This is a genomic window from Providencia sp. PROV109, assembly GCF_033681625.1.
Classification (GTDB): Bacteria; Pseudomonadota; Gammaproteobacteria; order Enterobacterales; family Enterobacteriaceae; genus Providencia; species Providencia hangzhouensis.
In genome coordinates, this window is the sequence record NZ_CP096320.1 from 2,364,805 (window position 1) to 2,384,967 (window position 20,163).

The following is a 20,163-nucleotide window of genomic DNA, read 5'->3' on the forward strand; positions in this document are numbered from 1 at the left end:
AATAAAAAGACCTGGCTATCAGAAAAACCTGCTTAGCATACTAAGCAGGCTATAAAATTAAAGTACTTTACTTAGAAACTCCGCAGTCCGTGGGTTTTTAGGTGCAGTAAAGAGTTGTTCTGGCGTGCCTTCTTCTTGAATAATACCTTGGTCAATAAACAAGACTCGGTCGGCAACTTCACGTGCAAACCCCATTTCATGGGTGACGATAACCATTGTCATACCTTCATTTGCAAGGGTTTTCATCACTGAAAGAACCTCACCAACTAATTCGGGGTCAAGTGCAGATGTCGGCTCATCAAATAACAAAATGGATGGTTGCATGGCTAACGCTCTAGCAATAGCGACTCGTTGTTGCTGCCCACCGGATAAACTGGCTGGCCATGCATCAATTTTATCTAACAACCCTACCTTGATCAGAAGTTGTTCTGCTTGTTTAAGTGCCAATTCCTTTTTTATTCCTTTCACTAAGGTTGGCGCCATCATCAAGTTTTCTAACACGGTCATATGGGGGAATAGGTTAAAACGCTGAAACACCATCCCCACATTTTCTCTCATTTTATTTAAATCAGTTTTAGGATCATGAACGTTAAAACCATTGACTTGAATTTCGCCCCCGTCAGGGCGTTCTAGCGCATTCAAACAACGTAAAAAGGTACTTTTTCCTGAACCAGAAGGGCCAATGACACAAATCACTTCTTGAGGTTTAACTTCACAAGAAATGCCTCTAAGTACATGAGCATCACCAAATTTTTTCTGTAAATTATTAACGTAAATCACTTCTGCCCAACCTTCTTTCCATATATTGCACCAACTGAGCAAGTATAAATGTCAGCATCCAATAAATCACAGATATTGTTAAATAGGGTTCCCAGTAAGTTGCGTAAGCGCCGGAGACTGTTCTTGCAGCATAGGCGAGATCGGCCAAACCGATTGCGGAAGCGAGGGAGGAGTCCTTGACAATTGCGATGGCATTATTTCCCAATGGGGGAAGAATGCGCCGAAAAGCTTGCGGAAGAATCACCTTGCGCATTGTTTTTGCCCAACTCATACCAAGCGCACGAGAGGCTTCCATTTGCCCTTTATCAATGGATTGAATACCCGCACGGAATATTTCAGAGACATAAGCTCCTGAGTTTAAAGTAATTGCAATGACGCAAGATAGAAAAGCACCGTAATCGGAGCGGAGCATTTTAGCGGTATCAACAGACATTAACCCTGATGTAACAAATAAGCCATCACGAGGGTTAATAAACAGTGGCACTAAGGCAAAGTGAACAACCATTATTTGAACAAATAGTGGAGTACCACGAAAGGCACTGACATAGAAGCGAACTGGCCACTGTACAAAATAGTGTAAAATAGGTTTCCAAATCCCTTGTTCAGCTTTGGCCGTTCTGCCTAAACCGAGGGTTAATCCCCATAGTGAGCCTAAAATAACGCAAATGATGGTTGCTTTTATCGTCATCATTGCGCCTTCAGCAAATAATGGAGCATACTCTTCAATTATTTCCCAACGAAACGCAGACATCTTAATTTTCACCCTGATTTAAAACGTGAAAAAGCCATCCATAGATGGCTTTAAGTTAAATTTAATTATTGTTTTGGTAATTGAGGAACATTTTCATCAAACCATTTTTGGTAAATTTTATTGTATGTACCGTCTGCAATAATCTTATCTAAGCCATTATTTATTTTTTGCTGTAATTCACTATTCCCTTTAGCGACAGCAATACCAAAATATTGTTTTTCGAAATGGTTATCGTAAATCAGTTTAAATTTTTTCTCAGGGTGCGTTTTTATATAATATTTAATTACGCCGACATCACCAACTGCAGCGTCAATGCCATCTTCGAATAGTTCTTGTAATAAAAGAGGAGTATTGTCAAAACGTTTGATTGCTGTACTGTTTTTACCTATTACATCAGAAACAACAATATCACCAGTGCTGGAGTTCACAACACCTACATTCAGGTCTTTTAAGCTATTTAAGTCTTTAACATCAGATGTTTCACTGATGACGATCGCTTGCTCAGCCGGGAAATAGGGGTTAGAGAAATCAACCATATTTTTGCGTTTATCTGTAATTGTGATCCCCGAAATTAAAATATCTCTATCACCAGACGATAAGGTCGCAAAAATCCCTTCCCAAGGGGTATTGACAAGTTTAACGTCAAAACCTTCTGCTTCTGCAATTGCTTTAATGATGTCAATATCAAAGCCTTCGAGCTGTTTTTGGCTATTTTCATATTCAAACGGACGGTAAGTCCCACCAGCACCAACGGTATAGCTTTCTTTTGCGTAAACATTCCCGGCGAAGGCTGCCAATGACATACAGCCAGCAAAAACTAATTTTTTAAACATACTGACCTCTTTAATTATGCATTTATAATGAATAAAAATACATAATATTGAACTCCTAAGCAAATGATTTTTATATGTCGAAGTGAGATAAGTTTAGGAGCTTGTGTTTTAAGGGCGGAAAAATATATTATTTAAATATAAATAAGAGAAAGTCGATGCAATCTCGATTTAATCGAAAATAAGCTAAGAAAAGCAAAACATAGGAATAGCGCTTTTTTTACCTATCAGCTACAAAAATTTAACGATAGACTGATTAACAAACTCACTTAATGCTCAAATAAAAACAGATTACGTTCTCATGGATAAGATTCTATTAGTTTTGTGGCCATTATTTGCTCTGATTGCAATGGGATTTGTATTGCGTCGCTCGAAAATATTCACCGCTGATTTTTGGCCGAGTGCTGAAAAATTAAACTATTTTATTTTGTTTCCTGCATTATTAATTAACAGTCTCGCAACGGCACCTTTGAACAACCCTAAATTACCCTATTTAGCGAGCGCCATCCTTTGTGTTTTAGCGATTAGTTCAGTGTTAGTTCTAGGTTGTAAATATTTATTCAAAATACCTATTCCGAGATTTGGCGCGCATATCCAAGGAATCACGCGTTTTAATACTTATTTAGGGTTGGCAATTGTTGCTGATTTATTTGGCAAAGAAGGGATCGCTATTGCTGCGGTAATTATGGCTGTTTTAGTACCAAGCTGTAATGTCATTGCTGTGCTTTCGTTATCTTCAGGACAAAAGGTTTCAGCTAAGCAAATTTTATTACCAATCATAAAAAACCCATTGATCATTTCCTGTGTCGTTGGCGTGTTATTGAATATATCCCCAGTGGGATTACCCTTTGGCTCGGACCAATTTTTAAAACTGCTCGCAGCTGCCAGCTTACCATTAGGCTTAATCTGTATTGGAGCCGCATTACAAACCTCAACACTAAGAAATGAATTTAAGCCTATTATGGCGTCAACATTGTTACGTTTACTTCTTATGCCTATTTTAGCATTAACAGTGGCGGGCTTATTTTCTTTGCCAAACCTTGAAACAATTCTATTAGTACTATTTTTTGCTATTCCTACTGCGCCAACTGCTTATATTTTAACGCGTCAGTTAAATGGGGACAGCCAACTAATGGCAGGTATAATTACATTACAAACCGTGGCTGCGGTATTCACATTACCAATTGTTTTATCCTTTGTAGTACATTAACTGTGATATAAGTACGTTAATCGCGATATATTTTGCAACTGTCACATTGATACTCTATGTTATCGGAGATAATTTTATCTGATGATAAGGAGTTGTGTGTGTCTTTGGAAAAATGCCAGAAATATGAAAACTTATCTATTGAAGATGTTTTAGATAAACTTTCGTTGTTATATAGCAATGCGATTGATTCATTAAGAGATGCTATCGCTATTTATGTAAAAGAAGGCCGCATACCCGATATTACAGAAAGGGAAAATGGGTTATTTGCTTATCCCGAACTGTGTGTTACATGGGAAGGCAAAGTTGATCGTTGCGAAAAAACCCGTGCTTATGCACGTTTTGTTAAACGGGGTGATTACACCATTACGGTGACTCAGCCAGAACTATTCCGTGCTTATTTAGTTGAGCAATTATCTATCCTACAACAGGATTATGATGTCACTTTTTCCGTTCGCCCTTCAAAAATTGAAATTCCTTATCCTTTTGTCATTGATGGTTCAGATTTAGCATTAGATAGGAGTATGAGCAGTAATTTAGCTGCACATTTTCCGATAACCGATTTATCTCATATCAGTGATGATATTACAGATGGTTTGAACACTGCTACGGATGAAATGCCGCTGTCTCATTTTGATGCATTACGTGTGGATTTTTCATTAGCGCGATTAAAGCATTATACAGGAACCCCACCTGAACATGTTCAACCGTACATTCTTTTCACTAATTATAACCGTTATGTCGATGAATTTGTGAATTGGGCATGTGAACAGGTACGTGATCCTGAAAGTCGTTATATTGCATTATCTTGTGTTGGACATAATTATTTAACCGCTGAGAATGCAGATCCACAAATTGCGACTTCTGATTTAACATGGAAAAAATTTCAAATGCCTGCATATCATCTAATCGCTAGAGATGGGGCAGGAATTACTTTAGTAAATATCGGTGTTGGGCCTTCAAATGCAAAGAATATTTGCGATCATTTAGCCGTTTTACGACCACATGCTTGGTTGATGATTGGCCATTGTGGTGGGTTAAGAGAAAGCCAAAAAATTGGCGATTATGTTTTGGCCCATGCTTATTTGCGTGATGACCATATTCTTGATGATGTATTACCGCCAGATATTCCTATTCCAAGTATTGCGGAAGTCCAGCGTGCGCTATATGACGCTACAAAACAAGTTAGCAATATGCCTGGGGAATTGGTAAAACAACGTCTACGAACTGGAACCGTTGTTACAACAGATGACAGAAATTGGGAATTACGTTTTTTTGCAACAGCTCGCCGTTTTAGTTTAAGCCGCGCGGTTGCCGTGGATATGGAAAGTGCCACAATTGCAGCTCAGGGGTATCGCTTCAGGGTTCCTTATGGCACGCTGTTATGTGTTTCTGATAAGCCTCTGCATGGTGAAATTAAATTGCCCGGTCAAGCAAACAGTTTTTATGAAGGTGCAATCTCAGAACATTTGCAAATAGGTATTCGTGCTATTGATTTATTGAGGAAAGAAGGGGATAAATTGCATTCAAGGAAATTAAGAACGTTCGATGAACCCCCATTTAGATAGCAAGGAGAAGCAATCAATGGCTGTAATACCTGAACTTGAAACAGATAGACTGATATTAAATAAACACCAAGTAAGTGATTTTCCTGCACTTGCGAAGTTATGGGCGACTGAGTCAATGGTTCGTTACATTGGTGGTATGCCTTCTAGTGAGCGCGAATCATGGATGAGAATGTTAGCTTATGGTGGTTTATGGCCATTATTAGGCTTTGGCTATTGGGCTGTCCGTGAAAAAGCGAGTGGTCAATATATTGGTGATTTAGGGTTCGCGGATTTTCATCGTATGGTCGAACCCCATGTTAAAGGCATTCCAGAAGCGGGTTGGGTCATTGCACCTGAACATCAAGGAAAAGGCTATGCAACAGAGGCTATGCAGGCTGCACTGTCTTGGCTGACGAAAGAAAATAAGTATCGGCAATCTATTTGTTTTATTGAACCGAGGAACTTAGCTTCTTTACGTGTGGCTGAAAAGTTAGGTTACGTTGTTGACCGTGAAATTTTTATGAATGGCACGATTACGGTGTTACTGCGCCAACAATTAGCTTGATTAGCGAGTATTATAGCGGGTTAGTATTTCATGTATGATGAGTTAGATATTTCTCAAGTTAGCCAATTATCAGGTTTAGCAGCATCAACCCTACGTTATTATGAAGAGAGAGCTGATTAAGCCGATAGGGCGTAAAGGGTTAAAACGGGTTTATCACGGGAAAGACGTAATAACCCGTTTGTCTTTAATTGCATTGGGGCAAGAAGCTAAATTTTCACTCGATGAAATTGCTAGCATGCTCAACCATAAGGATGGCCCTAATATTGAACGTGCGAGCCTACTTGAAAAAGCAGAAGAAATTGAGCAAACCATACAGGGGTTACTAGCCTTAAAAAAGGGTATTTTGCATATTGCGAATTGTCCTGAAGAAAATCACTTTTTATGCCCTAATTTTCAAAAGATTATGGAAAACAGCTTAAAATCAAATTCGCTAAAGAAAAGTCAGCGTTAAAACATTATCCCATTCTTGATAACAATCAATCCTATTTTTAAGCATAGAATGGGATTGATTCTCTGATTACACTCCTAAGATTGCTGTTACCATTTTAGGAACGTTATGACTAATCATTTTCTTGCATTTGAGAAACCTATCGTTGAACTCAATGACAAAATTGAAGCGCTTATTGCCTTCAAGCAAAAAGGACATCCATCAGAGATTAAATTAGAAGAAGAAATCCAGCTCTTGAGAAAAAAGAGTCATTCGCTTACGAAAACCATATTTGCATCGCTTGGGGCATGGGAGATTGTCCAATTAGCGAGACACCCATTAAGGCCTTATCCCCTTGATTATATTCCATTAATATTTACTGAGTTTCAGGAATTAGCGGGTGACCGAGCTTTTGCTGATGACAAAGCGCTGGTGGGTGGCCTTGCTCGTTTAGATGGTAGGCCGGTTATGGTGCTTGGGCAACAAAAAGGGCGGACAACAAAAGAGAAAGTTATGCGTAATTTTGGGATGCCATCGCCAGAAGGCTACCGTAAAGCACTTCGTTTAATGAAAATGGCGGAACGTTTCCACTTACCAGTGATGGTATTTATTGATTCTGCTGGGGCTTACCCCGGTGTTGGTGCTGAAGAGCGCGGGCAAGCAGAAGCTATTGCACGCAATATTATAGAAATGTCTCATTTAAAAACCCCTATTATTTGTGTCATTACAGGTGAAGGTTGTTCTGGTGGTGCATTAGGGATTGGTGTGGGGGATCGTATTAATATGTTGGAATACAGTACTTATGCGGCGATATCTCCAGAAGGTTGTGCCTCTATTTTATGGAAAGATTCCCAGAAGGCACAAATTGCAGCGGAAGTAATGGGAATGACCGCTCCACGGTTAAAAGAGTTAGGTATTATCGATACCATTATTTCTGAGCCTTTGGGTGGGGCTCACTGCGACTATCAGTTAGCTGCACAACAATTAAAACAACAGTTACTCACTGATTTAAATGAGCTAACTCAATTAGACATAGACGTATTACTGGCACAGCGGTATCAAAAAATAATGGATTTTGGTTACTGCTAATGCTATTAGTGCAAGTTAATAGCGCGTGAACTATAGGAATTAGAAATGGCTGTTGACCTGAATTTATTGAAAGTGTTTATTGCCGTCGCGACACAAGGAAATTTTGTCAATGCGGCAAAGTTACTTTCAATGCCAACATCGAATGTGAGTCGTTATATTAAACAGTTGGAACAACAACTTAACAGCCAGTTAATTGAACGTACAACCCGGCAAATGCGGCTAACGGAAACAGGAAATATTTTATTTGAACAAAGCCAAAAACTAGTCAGTGAATTAGAGCAAGTTGTAGTGCAAATATGTCATCCACAACAAATTACAGGCACGTTAAGGCTAACTATTCCCAGTGAATCCGGTAGTTTATTATTAGCAGATTTATTAGCGAAGTTTGCATTATCTCACCCACAATTGAATATTCACTGTGATACACAATTAATACCTCAAGATGTTATTAGTGATGATATTGATTTGTTACTCACTTTTCATCGTGGTCATCTTGAAGACAGTAGCTATCACTCACGTCTGATCAAATCATGGCAAAGCGTTGTTGTTGCATCACCCCAATTAATTGAAAAAGTAGGAAAACCGTGTTCATACTCTGACTTAGCCAATATGCCGTGCATTTCGAGCTTGAGTGCATTACAGGGGCAACCGTGGATATTTATTGATTCATCTGGCTTACAGAAAAAAGTGATAATTGACAGTAGTTACCGAGTGAATAGTGGTATTTTGGCTCATGCTGCTGCAGTGAATGGGGTAGGTTATGCTATTTTGGCGTTAGATGCATGCGAAGAACAGATTAAACAGAAGAAATTAGTGCGGATAGCATTCGATGAAGTATCGCCAGCGCCTATAGAACTTCGCGCGGTTTATGCGAGCCGTAGTGCATTATCACCGAAAATAGATGCTTTTTTACAGTATTTATTAGCAAATATCTAATTATGCTAAGCGCGGGTCAACACTAAAATCTAGTGGTTTAACGGTATGTAAAGCTTTTTGAAATTGCGGATGTAACGGGTTAATAATTGCGTTGTATTCATAGGGAACAATACAAGAGGGAATTAATAATGCTAGACTATCTTGGTTATTAAGCCATATAGTGCCAATATCCATGGTGGAGGTTGGTGCGGGGTCTTGTTGCCAATCTGTCGGAAGGTGATCTAACGACAATTTCATCACGTACTTATCATTGATATCTATGGATAGTAAGCTGAACTGGCTCAATAATATGTCTTGATTGATGTGAACGAGTATTTCAAGGGTTGCTAGTGAAATACTCGTTGAAGTATAAACAGCAGGAGTCCCTTTATGATTCCAACGCCCGCCGTAGAGCATAGCTCCTTGGCCCGACCATGCATCATGCGCAAAATTGGATTTAACCAATCGATATAAAATCATGAGAATACGCCATGTTCAATACGGCCAATCAAATCAATCACTTCAATGGCTCCGCTTTCTGTCGCAATAAGCTCAATAGGGCGTAAATGTCCTAACCCTTTAACTGGGTGGTTAAGCCAATCACTTGCCGCGTGCTTATCTCCATTAAATAAACGCACCGCAGCATCGAATACCCGCACTAGACGAGCAATTCTCTCACTTTCATCAGCATTAAGGGGCTGGCCAGCATTTTTACGTCGAGCAATATTGCGCTCATTAATGCCGGATATTCGCAATAATTCAGTTTTGCTCATTCCTGACCATTCTTGGATATTGTCTAAGACAGAGACAGATAGGCCTTGACGCAAGAAATGAGTTAACTCAATACCACGTTCTGCGGGTAACCCTACATGGCGCCACAGTGGTTTAAAGGATGAAGCAGTCGGTTGAAGTGGGGGTGTGGGGATATAGTTTCTCATTTGAACCTCCTGACATTTGTCACTTCTATTATAGACAAATGTCAGGAGAATGCAAAATTAATGAATAAAAAACAAACAAAAATAATGGTTATTTATCACCACGTAGGCGAATTGTCAGGCCTTTTAGGAAGTAACGCAGTAATTGGTCTCCACATTCGCGATAGTTTTTATGCCCAGGTTTACGGAAAACTGCGTTAAGCTCAGGCTTGGATACACGAAAATCAACAAGCTGATAAATTTCAATCATATCCGTATCTTTTAATTCAAAAGCCACGCGTAATTTTTTGAGCATAATATTGTTATTAAGTCGGCTATCGACTTCGGGAGCGGGGTGGTTTTCATCTTTACCACGGCGGTGATAGATTAAGCCATTTAGAAAATGACCCATTACATTATCGTTACATTCAACATATTCAGGTTCATTATCTTTTTTTAACCAAGCCACCATTTCTTCTTTTGTTACAGCCAAATCTGCGAGTTTTACGATTTTAACCATTTGGGCGTCGCTTAAGTCCAACATATAGCGAACGCTGCGTAAAACATAATTATTAAGCATGGTATTGTATTATCCATTATCTATAAAGGTTAATTGGCTATTTATTGAGTAAGGCCAATAAAGTATTCACTATGACAATCAATGACAGGGTGAAATTGAAAAGGAATGTATTTTGAGAGGGCCATATTATGAGGGATTAACCAAGATAAAGCAAAGCGCTGAACGATGCTTTATCTTAAATAATAAGTTAACCGATAAAATAAATAAGAGAATAGAAAAATACTAAGGTAAGGCCGACAGTTAGCAGCATGTTTTTTAATACAGAAGCCACGATGACACAGAATAGCGCTCCCCATAAATAAGGATTATCAGGGAAGGTTCGCAATTCATGGTTTTCTAATAGGATAACAGGGGCACAAATTGCGGTTAATAAACAAGGTGCTGAATACCCTAGTGCTTGACGAACCACAAGAGGAAGGCGTATTGGCAACTGTGGTATTAGAAAAATATAACGTAGAGTAAAAACAACCGCTGTTAAGGTAATAATTAAAAGCCAAATCATTTTTCCTCCTTCAATAAACGTGAAACGGCTACCGAAACAAACATCCCACCCACACCTGCGATAACAATAGCACTACTGAAGGAGTACATTGAAAGTACGATAGCGACAACGAGTGAAAAGATCACGCCACACAACGTACTTATTTTTTTTGTTAATGGAACGACGATTGCAAGCAAAGTTGCCACGACAGAAAAGTCGAGATGTAAGCGGCTCAAATCGCCCACAATATTGGCCATTGCAATCCCACAAAGACTAGTAATTAACCAAACGAGATAAAAACTAAACCCCGCACCAAACAAATAAGGAAAGCTTAAACTCTGACGTTTAGCAGCGCTAATCGCAAATAATTCATCTGTTAATAAGAAACCGATACTAAGGCGCTGAGGAGTTGTAAAGTCTTTAACTTGGGGGCGTAATGTCAGTCCATAAAGTAAATGCTGGGAAGTGATAAAAAAAACAGAAATAACAATCGTGATATAGCCAGCACCCGAGTTAAGCAACCCAAGAGTGACTAATTGTGCCGCACCTGCAAATACCATCGCGGACATCGCCACGCTTTGCCAGAAATCGAGACCAGTTTCGACCGCCATTGAACCTGCTAAAACTCCCCAAGGAATAACAGCAAGATTAAGAGGAGCGGTATGAACAGCGCCTGCCATCATTGCTTTTTGCCATTGATTACTTTGTTGTGACACCATTTACGCTAACCTTATTGTAATTTTGAACACTTATATAACTTGATTGATTTTAAAGAGATGAAATATTAGTAATGAGCTATTTTAGCTTTATACTGGCTTTATCCAATTTTACTTTTAAATAGCACGAACTTTTATGTTATAACGCGAAACCATAATCAAATCACTACTACTTTTATTTATTCTATAAAATTAAATGCTAATTTAATTATCTATATTAGCATTTGCAACTACTTGATTAGCTATTTATAGTTAGCTTCTAATTAAGGTTCTCGTTTTGGGTTGTTATTCTGTTTTTTGATCTTCACTCATTGTTGTTTATCTAGTATTTTAATGTTATTTGGGTTTATATTTCATATTGACATTATTATGTGGTGATATCTTTTATAAGTAATGTAAAGCCTGTATCATATAGTCATAAATAAATGATGTGAATTTTTTGTTATAACTTTTATTGAGTTAGCGGGTTTCCTATGCTTGAAAATCTCGGTATTACAAACTTATGGACTTATCTTATCGGTGTTATTTTTATTACATTGGTACCAGGCCCTAATTCTTTATTTGTTTTAACTAGCAGTGCAAAATATGGTGTGAAAAATGGTTATAAAGCCGCATTAGGTGTCTTTACCGGGGATGCTGTGCTCATTTTTCTATCATTTTTAGGCGTTGCATCTTTAGTAAAAACATCACCTATCTTTTTTAGTGTTATAAAATACGCAGGGGCGGCTTATTTATTTTATTTAGGGATTAAAACCCTGTATAGCGTATTGCATAAGAAAGAAAATACAGGTGATGTTGATTCAATTATCTTAGAAACCAAGGGCACCTATAAGAAAGCCGTTTTTTTAAGTTTACTAAATCCTAAGATGATCATTTTCTATGTTTCATTTTTTATCCAATTTATTGACCCAGCTTACCCAAGTGCAGGTGTGCCATTTTTCATACTTGGCCTAATTTTAGAAACTTGTAGCATGATTTATTTATCACTGCTGATTTTTGGTGCTGTTGCCGTAACGAATATGGTTAAACATAATAAAAAGCTTTCGAAGTTCTCTAATAGCTGTATTGGTGCTGTATTCTTGATGTTTGGAGCAAAACTTGCATTAACCGCGTAATGGTTTTATCAGAAATAGCCAGTCTATGTGCTGGCTATTCCTCTAATTTGTTCAATTTATTGCGCATCTTTATGATGAACAATAACAAATCTCATGGGTTTTTATTTTGTTCCCCATTCTCAAAGTTCATAGCTTGTTGCTTATAAAAATCAAATTTTTTTTTCAATTTAACCACCTGAGTTAATAATCAATCGCTATCAGCTAAGCATACGATAATTTCTTTCCGCTGACTGCGCTTTAAATGCCTCATGTAAGTTGAAATGGTTACCGTGACTGGAAGGCAACAAGGTGTTAGGCTCACCACCAGAAATACAATGTAAGAATAACAAAATAAAAAAGGGATGTGGTGAGATGAGAGAGGAAGTTAAACATTTTACGGCAACAGCAATGATCCGTAATGAGCATGGTGAGTTTTTATTACACGAACATCAAAAACTTGGTTTTTGGTTACCTCCAGGCGGTCACATTGAAGCAAATGAAGAACCACAACATGCTGTTTTCCGAGAGGTTCTTGAAGAAACTGGATTAGAGTGCCAAGTGGTCAGTTGCGGTTTCCCCTTTGTATCGCAAGTGCAGGATTCATCCCATACACAAGTATTACCGTTGCCCATCGCTATCTTGAAAGAATTTATTGCGGATAAAAAGAAAGGGAACCATTGGCATATTGATATGATTTACTTATGTGAGCTATTACCCTCATCACAATCGCCTTTTGCCCCATTTGAATGGGTGCCATTTGACCAACTCGCCAAACTCAATATTCCAACCGATGTGGTTGAGTTGGCGAAAGTGGTCAATGAATATTATCGATTGCAGGGTAAATAACTACCATGAATGTGAATGTGAATGTGGAGTTAGTTTATATTAAAGAATAGTAGAGATAATCCCAATAAAATCAGTAGAATTCCAATCGTTCGGTCCATAATAAATTGGTAGTTAAGAATTTTGTTTCTGACTGCTGGCGTTGCAAAGAAAATAGCAATTAGACTAAACCAAAGCCAATGAGTGAAAGAAATAAATAGGCCATAACTCAAATTTAGCCAAATTGAGTTCTGTGTACTGATAACTTGGCTATACACAGAAACCACAAAAAACATGGTTTTTGGGTTTAATGCATTTGTCAGAAAACCATTTTTAAACGCGTTTAGGGCCGATAATGGCTTTGATACTGCTTTATCTGAGGATATTTTTACTTTATTGGTCAATGATTTAAATCCGATGTATACCAAGTAAAACACCCCAATAAGTTTAACGATTAAGAATAATGCGGGTGAACTCATAATGACCAAAGTGATGCCAAAAATGGTATAAAACACATGAACCTGCACACCAATAGCAATACCTAGCGCACACAGTAAGCCTGTTTTAATGCCATAGGTATAACTATTACGAGTTACCATAGCAAAGTCTGGCCCCGGACTAATGACTGCTAAAATGGTAATAGTTGCAACTGCAATAATTTCATTCATATTAATTTCCTAAAAGGTAATGAAAACAGACCAAAAACAGATTTATTCTGAAATTGTTTGTTCATTTATTGTTTTTATTATCAATAGATTGAATAAAACTAAAAAGCGATTTATCCTGACATAAATCTGTCAGTTTTTATTACCTATATATGAAACTACCACCGTTAACGTCATTACGTTTTTTTGACACTGCTGCGAAAGCAGGTAGCTTTGTGCAAGCGGCTCAAGAGCTGAATGTGACTCATATGCGATTAGCCGACAAATTCGTTTATTAGAAGAACACCTTGGTGTTGAGCTATTCGAACGAAGGAACCGTGCTGTATTTTTAACGGCGAATGGACGAATATTGTTACAAACAACCAGTGCAATATTTGAACAGCTCAAGGAGGGTGTTGAAAAGATAAAAAACAGTACCTTTCCTGATGTTGTTAGTTTGTCTTGTGAACCTACAATCGCAATGAAGTGGTTAATTCCTCGGCTTACACATTTTTATCAACAATATCCCCATATTACAGTGCATTTAGTGGCGGCAGGTGGTGTTATCGATTTCACAAAAACGAATGTTGATTTAGCATTGAGGCGTAATGATTTCAAATGGAATGACAACCTTTGCGCGGTGAAAGTGTGCTCAGAACGTATGGGCATCGTGGTTCGGCCTGAACTTGATTTTAAAGAAAACTTTAGTCATATAACGCTACTGTCAACTCTATCTAGGCCAACTGCATGGGAAACTTGGCAAAATATAAAAGAAATAGTGTTTCAAAATAGTAAAACTATTACATATGAACACTTTTATTTGTGTATACAAGCGGCTTTGGCTGGGCAAGGGGCGGCGCTTGCGTCATTTTTGATGGTTGCGGATGAAGTAAAATCGAAACAATTAACCGCGCCATATGGCTTTATTGAAGATAATTCAGCATATTATTTATTGTCATCTAAACCTGTAGAGCAAGGCAGTGCAGCGGCTATTTTTACGCAGTGGCTAATTGAACAGGTGAATATCAGTATTGAAACTCTGATAGATAAAAGATAATTAGCTATCAAAAAAAGAAGGTTTGGTCATAAAGCCAGCTAATCTTAATGAAAAATAAATAATTTATGCCATAACCTTTTCTTTGCGTGCTATATTTCTCGGCTAGGTTTGGTGTTTTATGTCGGAGCAAATAATGAGCAAAATACGAGTCGGTGTTATTTTTGGTGGCCGATCAACAGAACATGAAGTTTCACTACAGTCTGCTAAAAATATTATCAATGGGTTAGATCGCAATAAATTTGATGTATGCCTTTTAGGGATTAATAAAGAAGGGCAATGGCATGAATATAACGAATCTGATTTTTTATTGCATGGTGATGATCCCTCTCGTATTGCGTTGAATACGCCTAAGCGAGCTATCGCACTTGTTCCAGGTAAAACAAGCGAACAGTTTATTTCGTTAGAAGATGCTAAGCCATTGCCACAAATCGATGTTATTTTCCCTATTGTTCACGGTAACTTAGGTGAAGACGGCTCGTTACAAGGTTTATTGCGCATGGCGAATTTACCATTTGTCGGTCCGGGGGTTTTAGGTTCCTCTGCCTGTATGGATAAAGACGTTACCAAAAGATTACTTAGAGATGCAGGCTTAAATATTGCTCCGTTTATAACAGTGCTCAAAAATGAGCGCGCAACAACTGAATATGAAGCGACCGTGGCGCAATTAGGTTTACCACTTTTTATTAAACCAGCAAATCAAGGTTCATCTGTCGGGATCAGTAAAGTCAGCACTGAATCAGAATTTTACGCAGCACTGGACTTTGCTTTCTTATTTGATATGAAAGTCCTTATTGAAAGTGCAGTTAAAGGGCGTGAGATTGAATGCGCCGTACTGGGTAATGAAGAACCTCTTGCCAGCCCTTGTGGTGAAATCGTATTACACGATAGTTTCTATGCGTACCACACTAAGTATATTGATGAAAATGGCGCCTCTGTCGTGGCTCCTGCACAGTTAGATGCTGCGGTGAGTGATAAAATACGCGAGATTGCCTTATCCGCGTATCGCGCATTAAATTGCAGTGGAATGTCCCGTGTGGATGTTTTTTTAACGGAAAACAACGACGTGGTCATCAATGAAATCAACACATTGCCTGGCTTTACGAACATCAGTATGTACCCAAAATTGTGGCAACAAGCGGGTATGACATACCCGCAATTAATCAGCCGCTTGATTGAGTTAGGAATTGAAAAATTCCAACAAACTGCGATGTTGAAAACGGCATGTGATGAGCTTTAATTGCTGAAAAAATACTATCTCGGTGGTTTTTATGGCTACCGAGATGTTTATTTACCCTGAACTTGAGCTTTCATTTGTTGTAAAAATAAGTTTGTTTCTTTTGGTGAGGTGAGTCGAACAAACTGAATATGGCGTAAGTTGATATTTGCCATATGACTTAGATTTCTTTTCTTATTTGGATAGTAAGTCTTTAGTAGCCACAGAATTATCGAATCACGGCTGAAAAAAGCATTTTTCCAACGTTCTTTATTACCTGTATTTGCCCACAACTCTTGTCCTGAACGAATGCGCGACAATGTGCGCGTAATCGACTGATAAAGCGTTCTTGGTAAGGAGTAATCCAGCCATACCACCATATCAACCTCTTTCCATTTAATGGGTTGGGTTCGCGTATAGTTTCCATCAAGAACCCATCCAGATACCGCTTTATCTAATGCAGCGGTGAGTTTCTGGTTAAGCGCATCATCCGAAGAACCTTGCCAATTCGCTAACCAATACAAGCTATCCAATTCGATAGAAGGGACGTTTAACAACAGCGAAAGTTGTTGGCAAAGGGTACTTTTACCGCTACCACTAGTGCCAATAATATTAATTTTCATATGTAAATATTAGATAATTTTGTCATTATGATTAATCTGGAATGACTGAGCTTGGAACCATTGTGTGAACAATGATCCCACTTCAGATAGCTCTACAAATAACATTATGGTTATAAATTATTTGCACCAAACATAATTGATATAGCGAAAGAGAGGTTCAAATCCAAATTTTTTATACAAATCAAATCCCGCTTCAGACGCATCTAGGAAACAGTGTTCTACACCTTGTTGGCGGCAAAATGCTAACGCATAATCAATAAGTTGTGAAGCATAACCATTACCTTGATGACTTGGCTCGGTACCAATATCATCAAAACGCGCTAACGTACCTTCGATCGTCACCGTCATGGAGGTCGCTGGTTCACCATTAACGAGTAACACAAGGTGAAACTGCGGGGCGCCTTGTTGTAATGCATCCTCATGATAACGCACATATTCCTGAATAACCTGATCGTGCTCTTCTGACAGGTAAAACGCAGAAACCAGTGGCTTTGCCCACAAAGACAAATCGTGATTGGCTAAGACGATATCGACTTGGTTATCAGGCAGTTCAACTTCATTTTGCTTTATTAAGGTCAGTGCCATTGCGGTCGTGACGCTGTCACGTTTATACCCTAATGACTCAGCCTCAGTTACCACCTGCAGGAGCATCTCTTCGGGGATCACTAAGGTATGGTTTTTATTCTGTGAAATAAACAGGTTGTGAGCCTGCATAAAGGCGTGGCTGGTCGAGTCAGGCTGTAAATAGATAAAGTTAAACGCTGGCGAATTAAGGGGCGTTAAATAGCAAATTGTGTGTTGTGCAATCTGGATACTATGTTCACAAATAGATGTCCAAAATGTTTTTTCAATCGATTGATAATGTCTTAAATAGTACAACGGAATATTCATTTGTCAGTTACCTGATACAAAACGAGTTAATCGATATGGGCCTAATGCGGCTTGTCCTATCCCATGCAAGATTTCATCTTGAGCCAATTGGCATATCAAAGGTGCTAGCGTGATCGCAGCGTGCATACTGATAATATATAAACCTTCGAAATCAGCAACTTTTCCGACAATTGGCATCTCATCTTTAGGCATAGGTCGCATTCCTGTGAAAGCGTTTTCAAGATTTAGCGTGTTACTACCTATAAATGAATTTTTAATTGTTGTAAGGGCGTTTTGTGCGATAGCTAACGCGTTGTGTTCAGGCTTATCATCAATATAATCTTCAGCACAGAGTATTTTACCTGAACCTGCAAGGGCAGCCTTATGAGATTCAAAAAATCACACACGGATAAAACGAGTCACAAAAGCAATAATAACTAATAATGCAGAAATTAATAATAATGCAGTTGCCAGGGACAGTTGAAAAGCAACAAAACCAATAGCTGCAGGTCCCGCCAAAATACCTAAATAGCCTAAAGTTGAAATTGCAGGTACGGCAAGAGCCTCTGGCATCGTTTTTTGCTTCCCTACAGCAGAAAACATCACCGGTACTATATTAGATGAACCTGCACCGACTAATGCAAAACCCATGATGGCAAATATAAGATGAGGAGATAAAACAGCAATAACAAAACCGAGGCAAGCGAGTAAAGCACCTAAAAATACGACGCGAGAGGAACCGACTCGCATAACAATTTTGTCGCCCAGTAATCGGCCAATCGTCATAGTTGTGGCAAAAGCAGCAAACCCTAAGCCGCCTAAAGTTTCTTCTAATCCATGGTGTTCAATTAAAAATACAGCTCCCCAGTCAAGAACTGCGCCTTCAGCAAGAAAAACGGCAAAACAAACAACCCCAATAACCAAAACAATGCCTTTCGGTATAGCGATAAGAGGGCCTGTTGGGGCGTTAGCGTAAGGGATTAAACCGTTATAGCAAATAGCTAATAAAACTACGGCAATAACTGAAACGATGATTGATGCCATTGTCGCGGAAACACCAAGTAACAAGATCAAACTCATGGTACCTGCACCAGCTATCCCCCCGACACTATAAAAACCATGAAAGCCGGACATAATTGGCTTATCAGATGATTTTTCAACAATCACCGCTTGAACATTCATCGCGCAATCTGTTAAGCCAATGAAAATTCCAAATAATAATAAGGCAATGATAATAAAGTTAATTTGCGATAAAGAGGATAAAATGGGGAATAACAAACTAAAGGCGATGGTAGAAAACACCATTAAACGGCGGCAACCAAATTTGGCAGCTAATGCACCAGTTACTGGCATAGCAATAAGTGCCCCTCCACCGAAACATAATAGTAGCATGCCAAGGGTGGCATCATTTGCCCCTGTGTTAAGTTTGACATAAGGAACAATGGCTGCCCAGGCCGCGGTAACAAAACCGGCAATAAAAAAAATAATTCGAGTAGAAACTTGTTCCCTTTTCGCAGGCATAAAGGAAACATGACTATTAACTTGTTGAGTAGATTGCATTTTATAATACTTCTTAAAAGATAAAATTAACTACCTGTATTAAGATAGCCAGAATTTGTTCATGAAGGTTTGGGTAGCCTGTTGCTACAACCGTACCACCAATTTCAGCTCAGCAACCATCTAATGTAGTCACTTTGCCAATAACACGTTCTATAATAGGGATTAATGGAACAATATCATAAGGTTCCAGTGCGAATTCGACACAAATATCGATTTTATCCGCTGCTAACATTGCCATTGCATAGCATTCTCCCCCATAGCGAGTCATTAATACTTGTTTCTCAAGCGCCATAAAAAAATGTACAGGTCTAAACCGTATATCTATATTTAATCTTGTTTTACGAGGGCATTTTAGGCGCTATTTGTTATAAAAAACTCAATATAATATCGTCGAAAGGTCCTTATAGAACATGATGAGTGTGCAATGAAACTAAAAATTACGCCTTTGTTGTTTTCAATTTATCCATTAAGTGTATTTGCACAGAATTTACCTGTGAGTATGCAAACTATGCACTTTGCAGGCAAAGATATAAATTATTATTTAATCCAAAAACAAGCCAAAAAATCAAAGGATTTATTAGTTTTATTACAAGGCTCAGATTGTAAAAGCGTCATTAATAACCCCAATATGTTGAAAAATTTCGGGGCTGTATTTCCTCATAATGATATTTTATTAGTTGAAAAAACAGGATTAAACAGCCAAGTGGGGGTTAATGGCGAAGAAGCTTCAGAAGAAGAATGTCCTGTTGACTACATGTCGAAAGACTCGCCATTAGAACGCACCAATAATTATGTAGCAGTATTAAAGCAATTAAAAAATGATTACCAACACATAGTGCTATTAGGCGGAAGTGAAGGTGCGCTGGTAACTAATTTAATTGTTGCACAAGAAAACTTTATTACCGCATCCGTTGCATTGAATGTTGGCGGCCAATACTTCATTAATGATGTTCTATATAGTATTGAAAATAATACACCTAAAGAAGAAATTGCTAACTCAAAGGAAGGTTTTAAACAATTTGCAGAAGCGGTAAAACAAAAGCAATTAAATAACGACCAATTTGTCAGCGGCCATGGCTCGAAATGGTGGTATGAGATGCTCACCATTGACAATTTAAAACTTATCCAGTCAGTTAAAACCCCACATTTGGTGATACAAACGATGGCGGATACCAACGTGGATGCTCATGGTACAGATAATATGATGAAACAAGTTCGTAATACCCATGTTAGTTACCGTTCTTATCAAGATTTAGACCATTATTTCAAAGATAAAGATGGGCAGTTGCACACTGAACAAATTGTGACAGATATTCAACATTGGTACCAAACGGTGACAAAATAAATATACTGGGAGTTATCATTATATTAATCCCCATGATTGTGTCACTAGGTGCAGTTTTGCGATTAGTGATTACATTAAACCTTATTTTTTTAGGTAAAGTAAAATGCATCTTGATTATTAAGATGCATTCAAT

The 20,163-nt window shown here is 38.3% G+C and carries 24 protein-coding genes and 2 pseudogenes; 12 read left to right on the forward strand and 14 right to left on the reverse strand.

All coding sequences use genetic code 11. From position 1 onward, the window contains the following. Positions 1–57: 57 nt before the first annotated feature. From M1F25_RS10910 to M1F25_RS10920, 3 genes are all read right to left on the reverse strand, one after another. Positions 58–780 carry an amino acid ABC transporter ATP-binding protein gene (locus M1F25_RS10910; RefSeq protein ID WP_004254533.1) on the reverse strand — a complete coding sequence of 241 codons (723 nt, stop codon included), beginning with the start codon at positions 778–780 and terminating at the stop codon, positions 58–60. Then, positions 767–1,531, reverse strand: coding sequence for an amino acid ABC transporter permease (locus tag M1F25_RS10915; protein WP_004254530.1), 765 nt, complete (start codon positions 1,529–1,531; stop codon positions 767–769). The genes M1F25_RS10910 and M1F25_RS10915 overlap by 14 nt, the downstream gene beginning before the upstream one ends. 65 nt (positions 1,532–1,596) lie before the next feature. Next, complete coding sequence (locus M1F25_RS10920; RefSeq protein WP_004254527.1) at positions 1,597–2,364, reverse strand: basic amino acid ABC transporter substrate-binding protein; 768 nt, start codon at positions 2,362–2,364, stop codon at positions 1,597–1,599. A 298-nt stretch (positions 2,365–2,662) separates the two neighbouring features. Between M1F25_RS10920 and M1F25_RS10925 the strand changes: the two genes are divergently transcribed. The 7 genes from M1F25_RS10925 (at position 2,663) to M1F25_RS10955 (ending at position 8,132) form a co-directional block, all read left to right on the forward strand. Next, positions 2,663–3,571 carry an AEC family transporter gene (locus tag M1F25_RS10925; protein ID WP_181487860.1) on the forward strand — a complete coding sequence of 303 codons (909 nt, stop codon included), beginning with the start codon at positions 2,663–2,665 and terminating at the stop codon, positions 3,569–3,571. A gap of 104 nt (positions 3,572–3,675) precedes the next feature. Beyond that, positions 3,676–5,136 carry an AMP nucleosidase gene (locus M1F25_RS10930; protein ID WP_405127822.1) on the forward strand — a complete coding sequence of 487 codons (1,461 nt, stop codon included), beginning with the start codon at positions 3,676–3,678 and terminating at the stop codon, positions 5,134–5,136. Continuing rightward, positions 5,117–5,680 (forward strand): GNAT family N-acetyltransferase, encoded by a 564-nt coding sequence (locus M1F25_RS10935; protein WP_004254518.1) that lies wholly within the window; start codon positions 5,117–5,119, stop codon positions 5,678–5,680. The genes M1F25_RS10930 and M1F25_RS10935 overlap by 20 nt, the downstream gene beginning before the upstream one ends. 30 nt (positions 5,681–5,710) lie before the next feature. Continuing rightward, on the forward strand, positions 5,711–5,800 hold the full coding sequence (locus M1F25_RS10940) for a MerR family DNA-binding transcriptional regulator (protein ID WP_232368670.1): 90 nt from the start codon (positions 5,711–5,713) through the stop codon (positions 5,798–5,800). After that, positions 5,781–6,131 (forward strand): MerR family DNA-binding protein, encoded by a 351-nt coding sequence (locus tag M1F25_RS10945; protein ID WP_232368671.1) that lies wholly within the window; start codon positions 5,781–5,783, stop codon positions 6,129–6,131. Before M1F25_RS10940 ends, M1F25_RS10945 begins: the two co-directional genes overlap by 20 nt. A gap of 105 nt (positions 6,132–6,236) precedes the next feature. After that, positions 6,237–7,196: an acetyl-CoA carboxylase carboxyl transferase subunit alpha gene (accA, locus tag M1F25_RS10950; RefSeq protein WP_094960599.1), complete on the forward strand. Its 960-nt coding sequence runs from the start codon at positions 6,237–6,239 to the stop codon at positions 7,194–7,196. Between the two features lie 45 nt (positions 7,197–7,241). Next, positions 7,242–8,132 (forward strand): LysR family transcriptional regulator, encoded by an 891-nt coding sequence (locus M1F25_RS10955; RefSeq protein WP_094960598.1) that lies wholly within the window; start codon positions 7,242–7,244, stop codon positions 8,130–8,132. On the opposite strand, the gene M1F25_RS10960 is transcribed toward M1F25_RS10955, so the two are convergent. The 5 genes from M1F25_RS10960 to M1F25_RS10980 all read right to left on the reverse strand — a co-directional run bounded on the left by M1F25_RS10960 (position 8,133) and on the right by M1F25_RS10980 (position 10,805). Further along, complete coding sequence (locus tag M1F25_RS10960) at positions 8,133–8,591, reverse strand: RES family NAD+ phosphorylase (RefSeq protein WP_004254505.1); 459 nt, start codon at positions 8,589–8,591, stop codon at positions 8,133–8,135. Further along, on the reverse strand, positions 8,588–9,049 hold the full coding sequence (locus tag M1F25_RS10965; RefSeq protein ID WP_181487862.1) for an antitoxin Xre-like helix-turn-helix domain-containing protein: 462 nt from the start codon (positions 9,047–9,049) through the stop codon (positions 8,588–8,590). Before M1F25_RS10965 ends, M1F25_RS10960 begins: the two co-directional genes overlap by 4 nt. Before the next feature lie 88 nt (positions 9,050–9,137). Continuing rightward, positions 9,138–9,605 (reverse strand): DUF1456 family protein, encoded by a 468-nt coding sequence (locus M1F25_RS10970; protein WP_036957750.1) that lies wholly within the window; start codon positions 9,603–9,605, stop codon positions 9,138–9,140. Between the two features lie 187 nt (positions 9,606–9,792). Beyond that, positions 9,793–10,107, reverse strand: coding sequence for an AzlD domain-containing protein (locus M1F25_RS10975; RefSeq protein WP_094960595.1), 315 nt, complete (start codon positions 10,105–10,107; stop codon positions 9,793–9,795). Continuing rightward, entirely contained in the window at positions 10,104–10,805 is a 702-nt protein-coding gene (locus M1F25_RS10980) for an AzlC family ABC transporter permease (protein ID WP_004254495.1), read from the reverse strand. Before M1F25_RS10980 ends, M1F25_RS10975 begins: the two co-directional genes overlap by 4 nt. A 470-nt stretch (positions 10,806–11,275) precedes the next feature. Here M1F25_RS10980 and leuE point away from each other — a divergent pair, with 470 nt between their 5' ends. Then, positions 11,276–11,917: a leucine efflux protein LeuE gene (gene leuE, locus M1F25_RS10985; RefSeq protein WP_004254492.1), complete on the forward strand. Its 642-nt coding sequence runs from the start codon at positions 11,276–11,278 to the stop codon at positions 11,915–11,917. Positions 11,918–12,268: 351 nt separating this feature from the next. Then, entirely contained in the window at positions 12,269–12,742 is a 474-nt protein-coding gene (locus M1F25_RS10990; RefSeq protein ID WP_036957747.1) for an NUDIX hydrolase, read from the forward strand. Positions 12,743–12,771: 29 nt separating this feature from the next. Here the strand turns inward: M1F25_RS10990 and M1F25_RS10995 are convergent, their stop codons facing one another. Then, positions 12,772–13,386 carry a LysE family translocator gene (locus M1F25_RS10995; protein ID WP_004254484.1) on the reverse strand — a complete coding sequence of 205 codons (615 nt, stop codon included), beginning with the start codon at positions 13,384–13,386 and terminating at the stop codon, positions 12,772–12,774. A gap of 149 nt (positions 13,387–13,535) precedes the next feature. Here M1F25_RS10995 and M1F25_RS11000 point away from each other — a divergent pair. Further along, positions 13,536–14,419 (forward strand): annotated as a pseudogene (locus tag M1F25_RS11000) (LysR substrate-binding domain-containing protein). 133 nt (positions 14,420–14,552) lie between these two features. Continuing rightward, positions 14,553–15,656, forward strand: a complete 1,104-nt coding sequence (ddlA, locus tag M1F25_RS11005) for a D-alanine--D-alanine ligase (protein WP_036957745.1) — start codon at positions 14,553–14,555, stop codon at positions 15,654–15,656. A gap of 47 nt (positions 15,657–15,703) precedes the next feature. On the opposite strand, the gene M1F25_RS11010 is transcribed toward ddlA, so the two are convergent. The 5 genes and pseudogenes from M1F25_RS11010 to M1F25_RS11030 all read right to left on the reverse strand — a co-directional run. Beyond that, positions 15,704–16,255 (reverse strand): hypothetical protein, encoded by a 552-nt coding sequence (locus M1F25_RS11010; RefSeq protein ID WP_004254476.1) that lies wholly within the window; start codon positions 16,253–16,255, stop codon positions 15,704–15,706. Between the two features lie 117 nt (positions 16,256–16,372). Further along, positions 16,373–17,146, reverse strand: a complete 774-nt coding sequence (locus M1F25_RS11015; protein ID WP_094960591.1) for a GNAT family N-acetyltransferase — start codon at positions 17,144–17,146, stop codon at positions 16,373–16,375. 3 nt (positions 17,147–17,149) lie between these two features. Then, complete coding sequence (locus M1F25_RS11020; protein ID WP_226617037.1) at positions 17,150–17,338, reverse strand: FAD-binding oxidoreductase; 189 nt, start codon at positions 17,336–17,338, stop codon at positions 17,150–17,152. 186 nt (positions 17,339–17,524) lie between these two features. After that, positions 17,525–18,685 carry an MFS transporter gene (locus tag M1F25_RS11025; protein ID WP_110591704.1) on the reverse strand — a complete coding sequence of 387 codons (1,161 nt, stop codon included), beginning with the start codon at positions 18,683–18,685 and terminating at the stop codon, positions 17,525–17,527. A gap of 13 nt (positions 18,686–18,698) precedes the next feature. Continuing rightward, positions 18,699–18,962: pseudogene (locus tag M1F25_RS11030) on the reverse strand (inositol monophosphatase family protein); the annotation flags it as partial. A 147-nt stretch (positions 18,963–19,109) separates the two neighbouring features. On the opposite strand from M1F25_RS11030, the gene M1F25_RS11035 reads away from it, so the two are divergent. After that, positions 19,110–20,030 carry an alpha/beta hydrolase family protein gene (locus tag M1F25_RS11035; RefSeq protein WP_181487868.1) on the forward strand — a complete coding sequence of 307 codons (921 nt, stop codon included), beginning with the start codon at positions 19,110–19,112 and terminating at the stop codon, positions 20,028–20,030. The last annotated feature ends 133 nt before the right edge of the window (positions 20,031–20,163 follow it).

Coding starts and splice junctions, on each gene's coding strand:
- M1F25_RS11035 (WP_181487868.1), top strand. CDS start 19,110: ATGAAACTAAAAATTACGCCTTTGTTGTTTTCAATTTATCCATTAAGT.
- accA (WP_094960599.1), top strand. CDS start 6,237: ATGACTAATCATTTTCTTGCATTTGAGAAACCTATCGTTGAACTCAAT.
- M1F25_RS10945 (WP_232368671.1), top strand. CDS start 5,781: ATGAAGAGAGAGCTGATTAAGCCGATAGGGCGTAAAGGGTTAAAACGG.
- leuE (WP_004254492.1), top strand. CDS start 11,276: ATGCTTGAAAATCTCGGTATTACAAACTTATGGACTTATCTTATCGGT.
- M1F25_RS10970 (WP_036957750.1), bottom strand. CDS start 9,605: ATGCTTAATAATTATGTTTTACGCAGCGTTCGCTATATGTTGGACTTA.
- M1F25_RS11020 (WP_226617037.1), bottom strand. CDS start 17,338: ATGCCTAAAGATGAGATGCCAATTGTCGGAAAAGTTGCTGATTTCGAA.
- M1F25_RS10955 (WP_094960598.1), top strand. CDS start 7,242: ATGGCTGTTGACCTGAATTTATTGAAAGTGTTTATTGCCGTCGCGACA.
- M1F25_RS10965 (WP_181487862.1), bottom strand. CDS start 9,049: ATGAGAAACTATATCCCCACACCCCCACTTCAACCGACTGCTTCATCC.
- M1F25_RS10940 (WP_232368670.1), top strand. CDS start 5,711: ATGTATGATGAGTTAGATATTTCTCAAGTTAGCCAATTATCAGGTTTA.
- M1F25_RS10960 (WP_004254505.1), bottom strand. CDS start 8,591: ATGATTTTATATCGATTGGTTAAATCCAATTTTGCGCATGATGCATGG.
- M1F25_RS11010 (WP_004254476.1), bottom strand. CDS start 16,255: ATGAAAATTAATATTATTGGCACTAGTGGTAGCGGTAAAAGTACCCTT.
- M1F25_RS11015 (WP_094960591.1), bottom strand. CDS start 17,146: ATGAATATTCCGTTGTACTATTTAAGACATTATCAATCGATTGAAAAA.
- M1F25_RS10920 (WP_004254527.1), bottom strand. CDS start 2,364: ATGTTTAAAAAATTAGTTTTTGCTGGCTGTATGTCATTGGCAGCCTTC.
- M1F25_RS10925 (WP_181487860.1), top strand. CDS start 2,663: ATGGATAAGATTCTATTAGTTTTGTGGCCATTATTTGCTCTGATTGCA.
- ddlA (WP_036957745.1), top strand. CDS start 14,553: ATGAGCAAAATACGAGTCGGTGTTATTTTTGGTGGCCGATCAACAGAA.
- M1F25_RS10990 (WP_036957747.1), top strand. CDS start 12,269: ATGAGAGAGGAAGTTAAACATTTTACGGCAACAGCAATGATCCGTAAT.
- M1F25_RS10995 (WP_004254484.1), bottom strand. CDS start 13,386: ATGAATGAAATTATTGCAGTTGCAACTATTACCATTTTAGCAGTCATT.
- M1F25_RS10935 (WP_004254518.1), top strand. CDS start 5,117: ATGAACCCCCATTTAGATAGCAAGGAGAAGCAATCAATGGCTGTAATA.
- M1F25_RS10915 (WP_004254530.1), bottom strand. CDS start 1,531: ATGTCTGCGTTTCGTTGGGAAATAATTGAAGAGTATGCTCCATTATTT.
- M1F25_RS11025 (WP_110591704.1), bottom strand. CDS start 18,685: ATGCAATCTACTCAACAAGTTAATAGTCATGTTTCCTTTATGCCTGCG.
- M1F25_RS10975 (WP_094960595.1), bottom strand. CDS start 10,107: ATGATTTGGCTTTTAATTATTACCTTAACAGCGGTTGTTTTTACTCTA.
- M1F25_RS10980 (WP_004254495.1), bottom strand. CDS start 10,805: ATGGTGTCACAACAAAGTAATCAATGGCAAAAAGCAATGATGGCAGGC.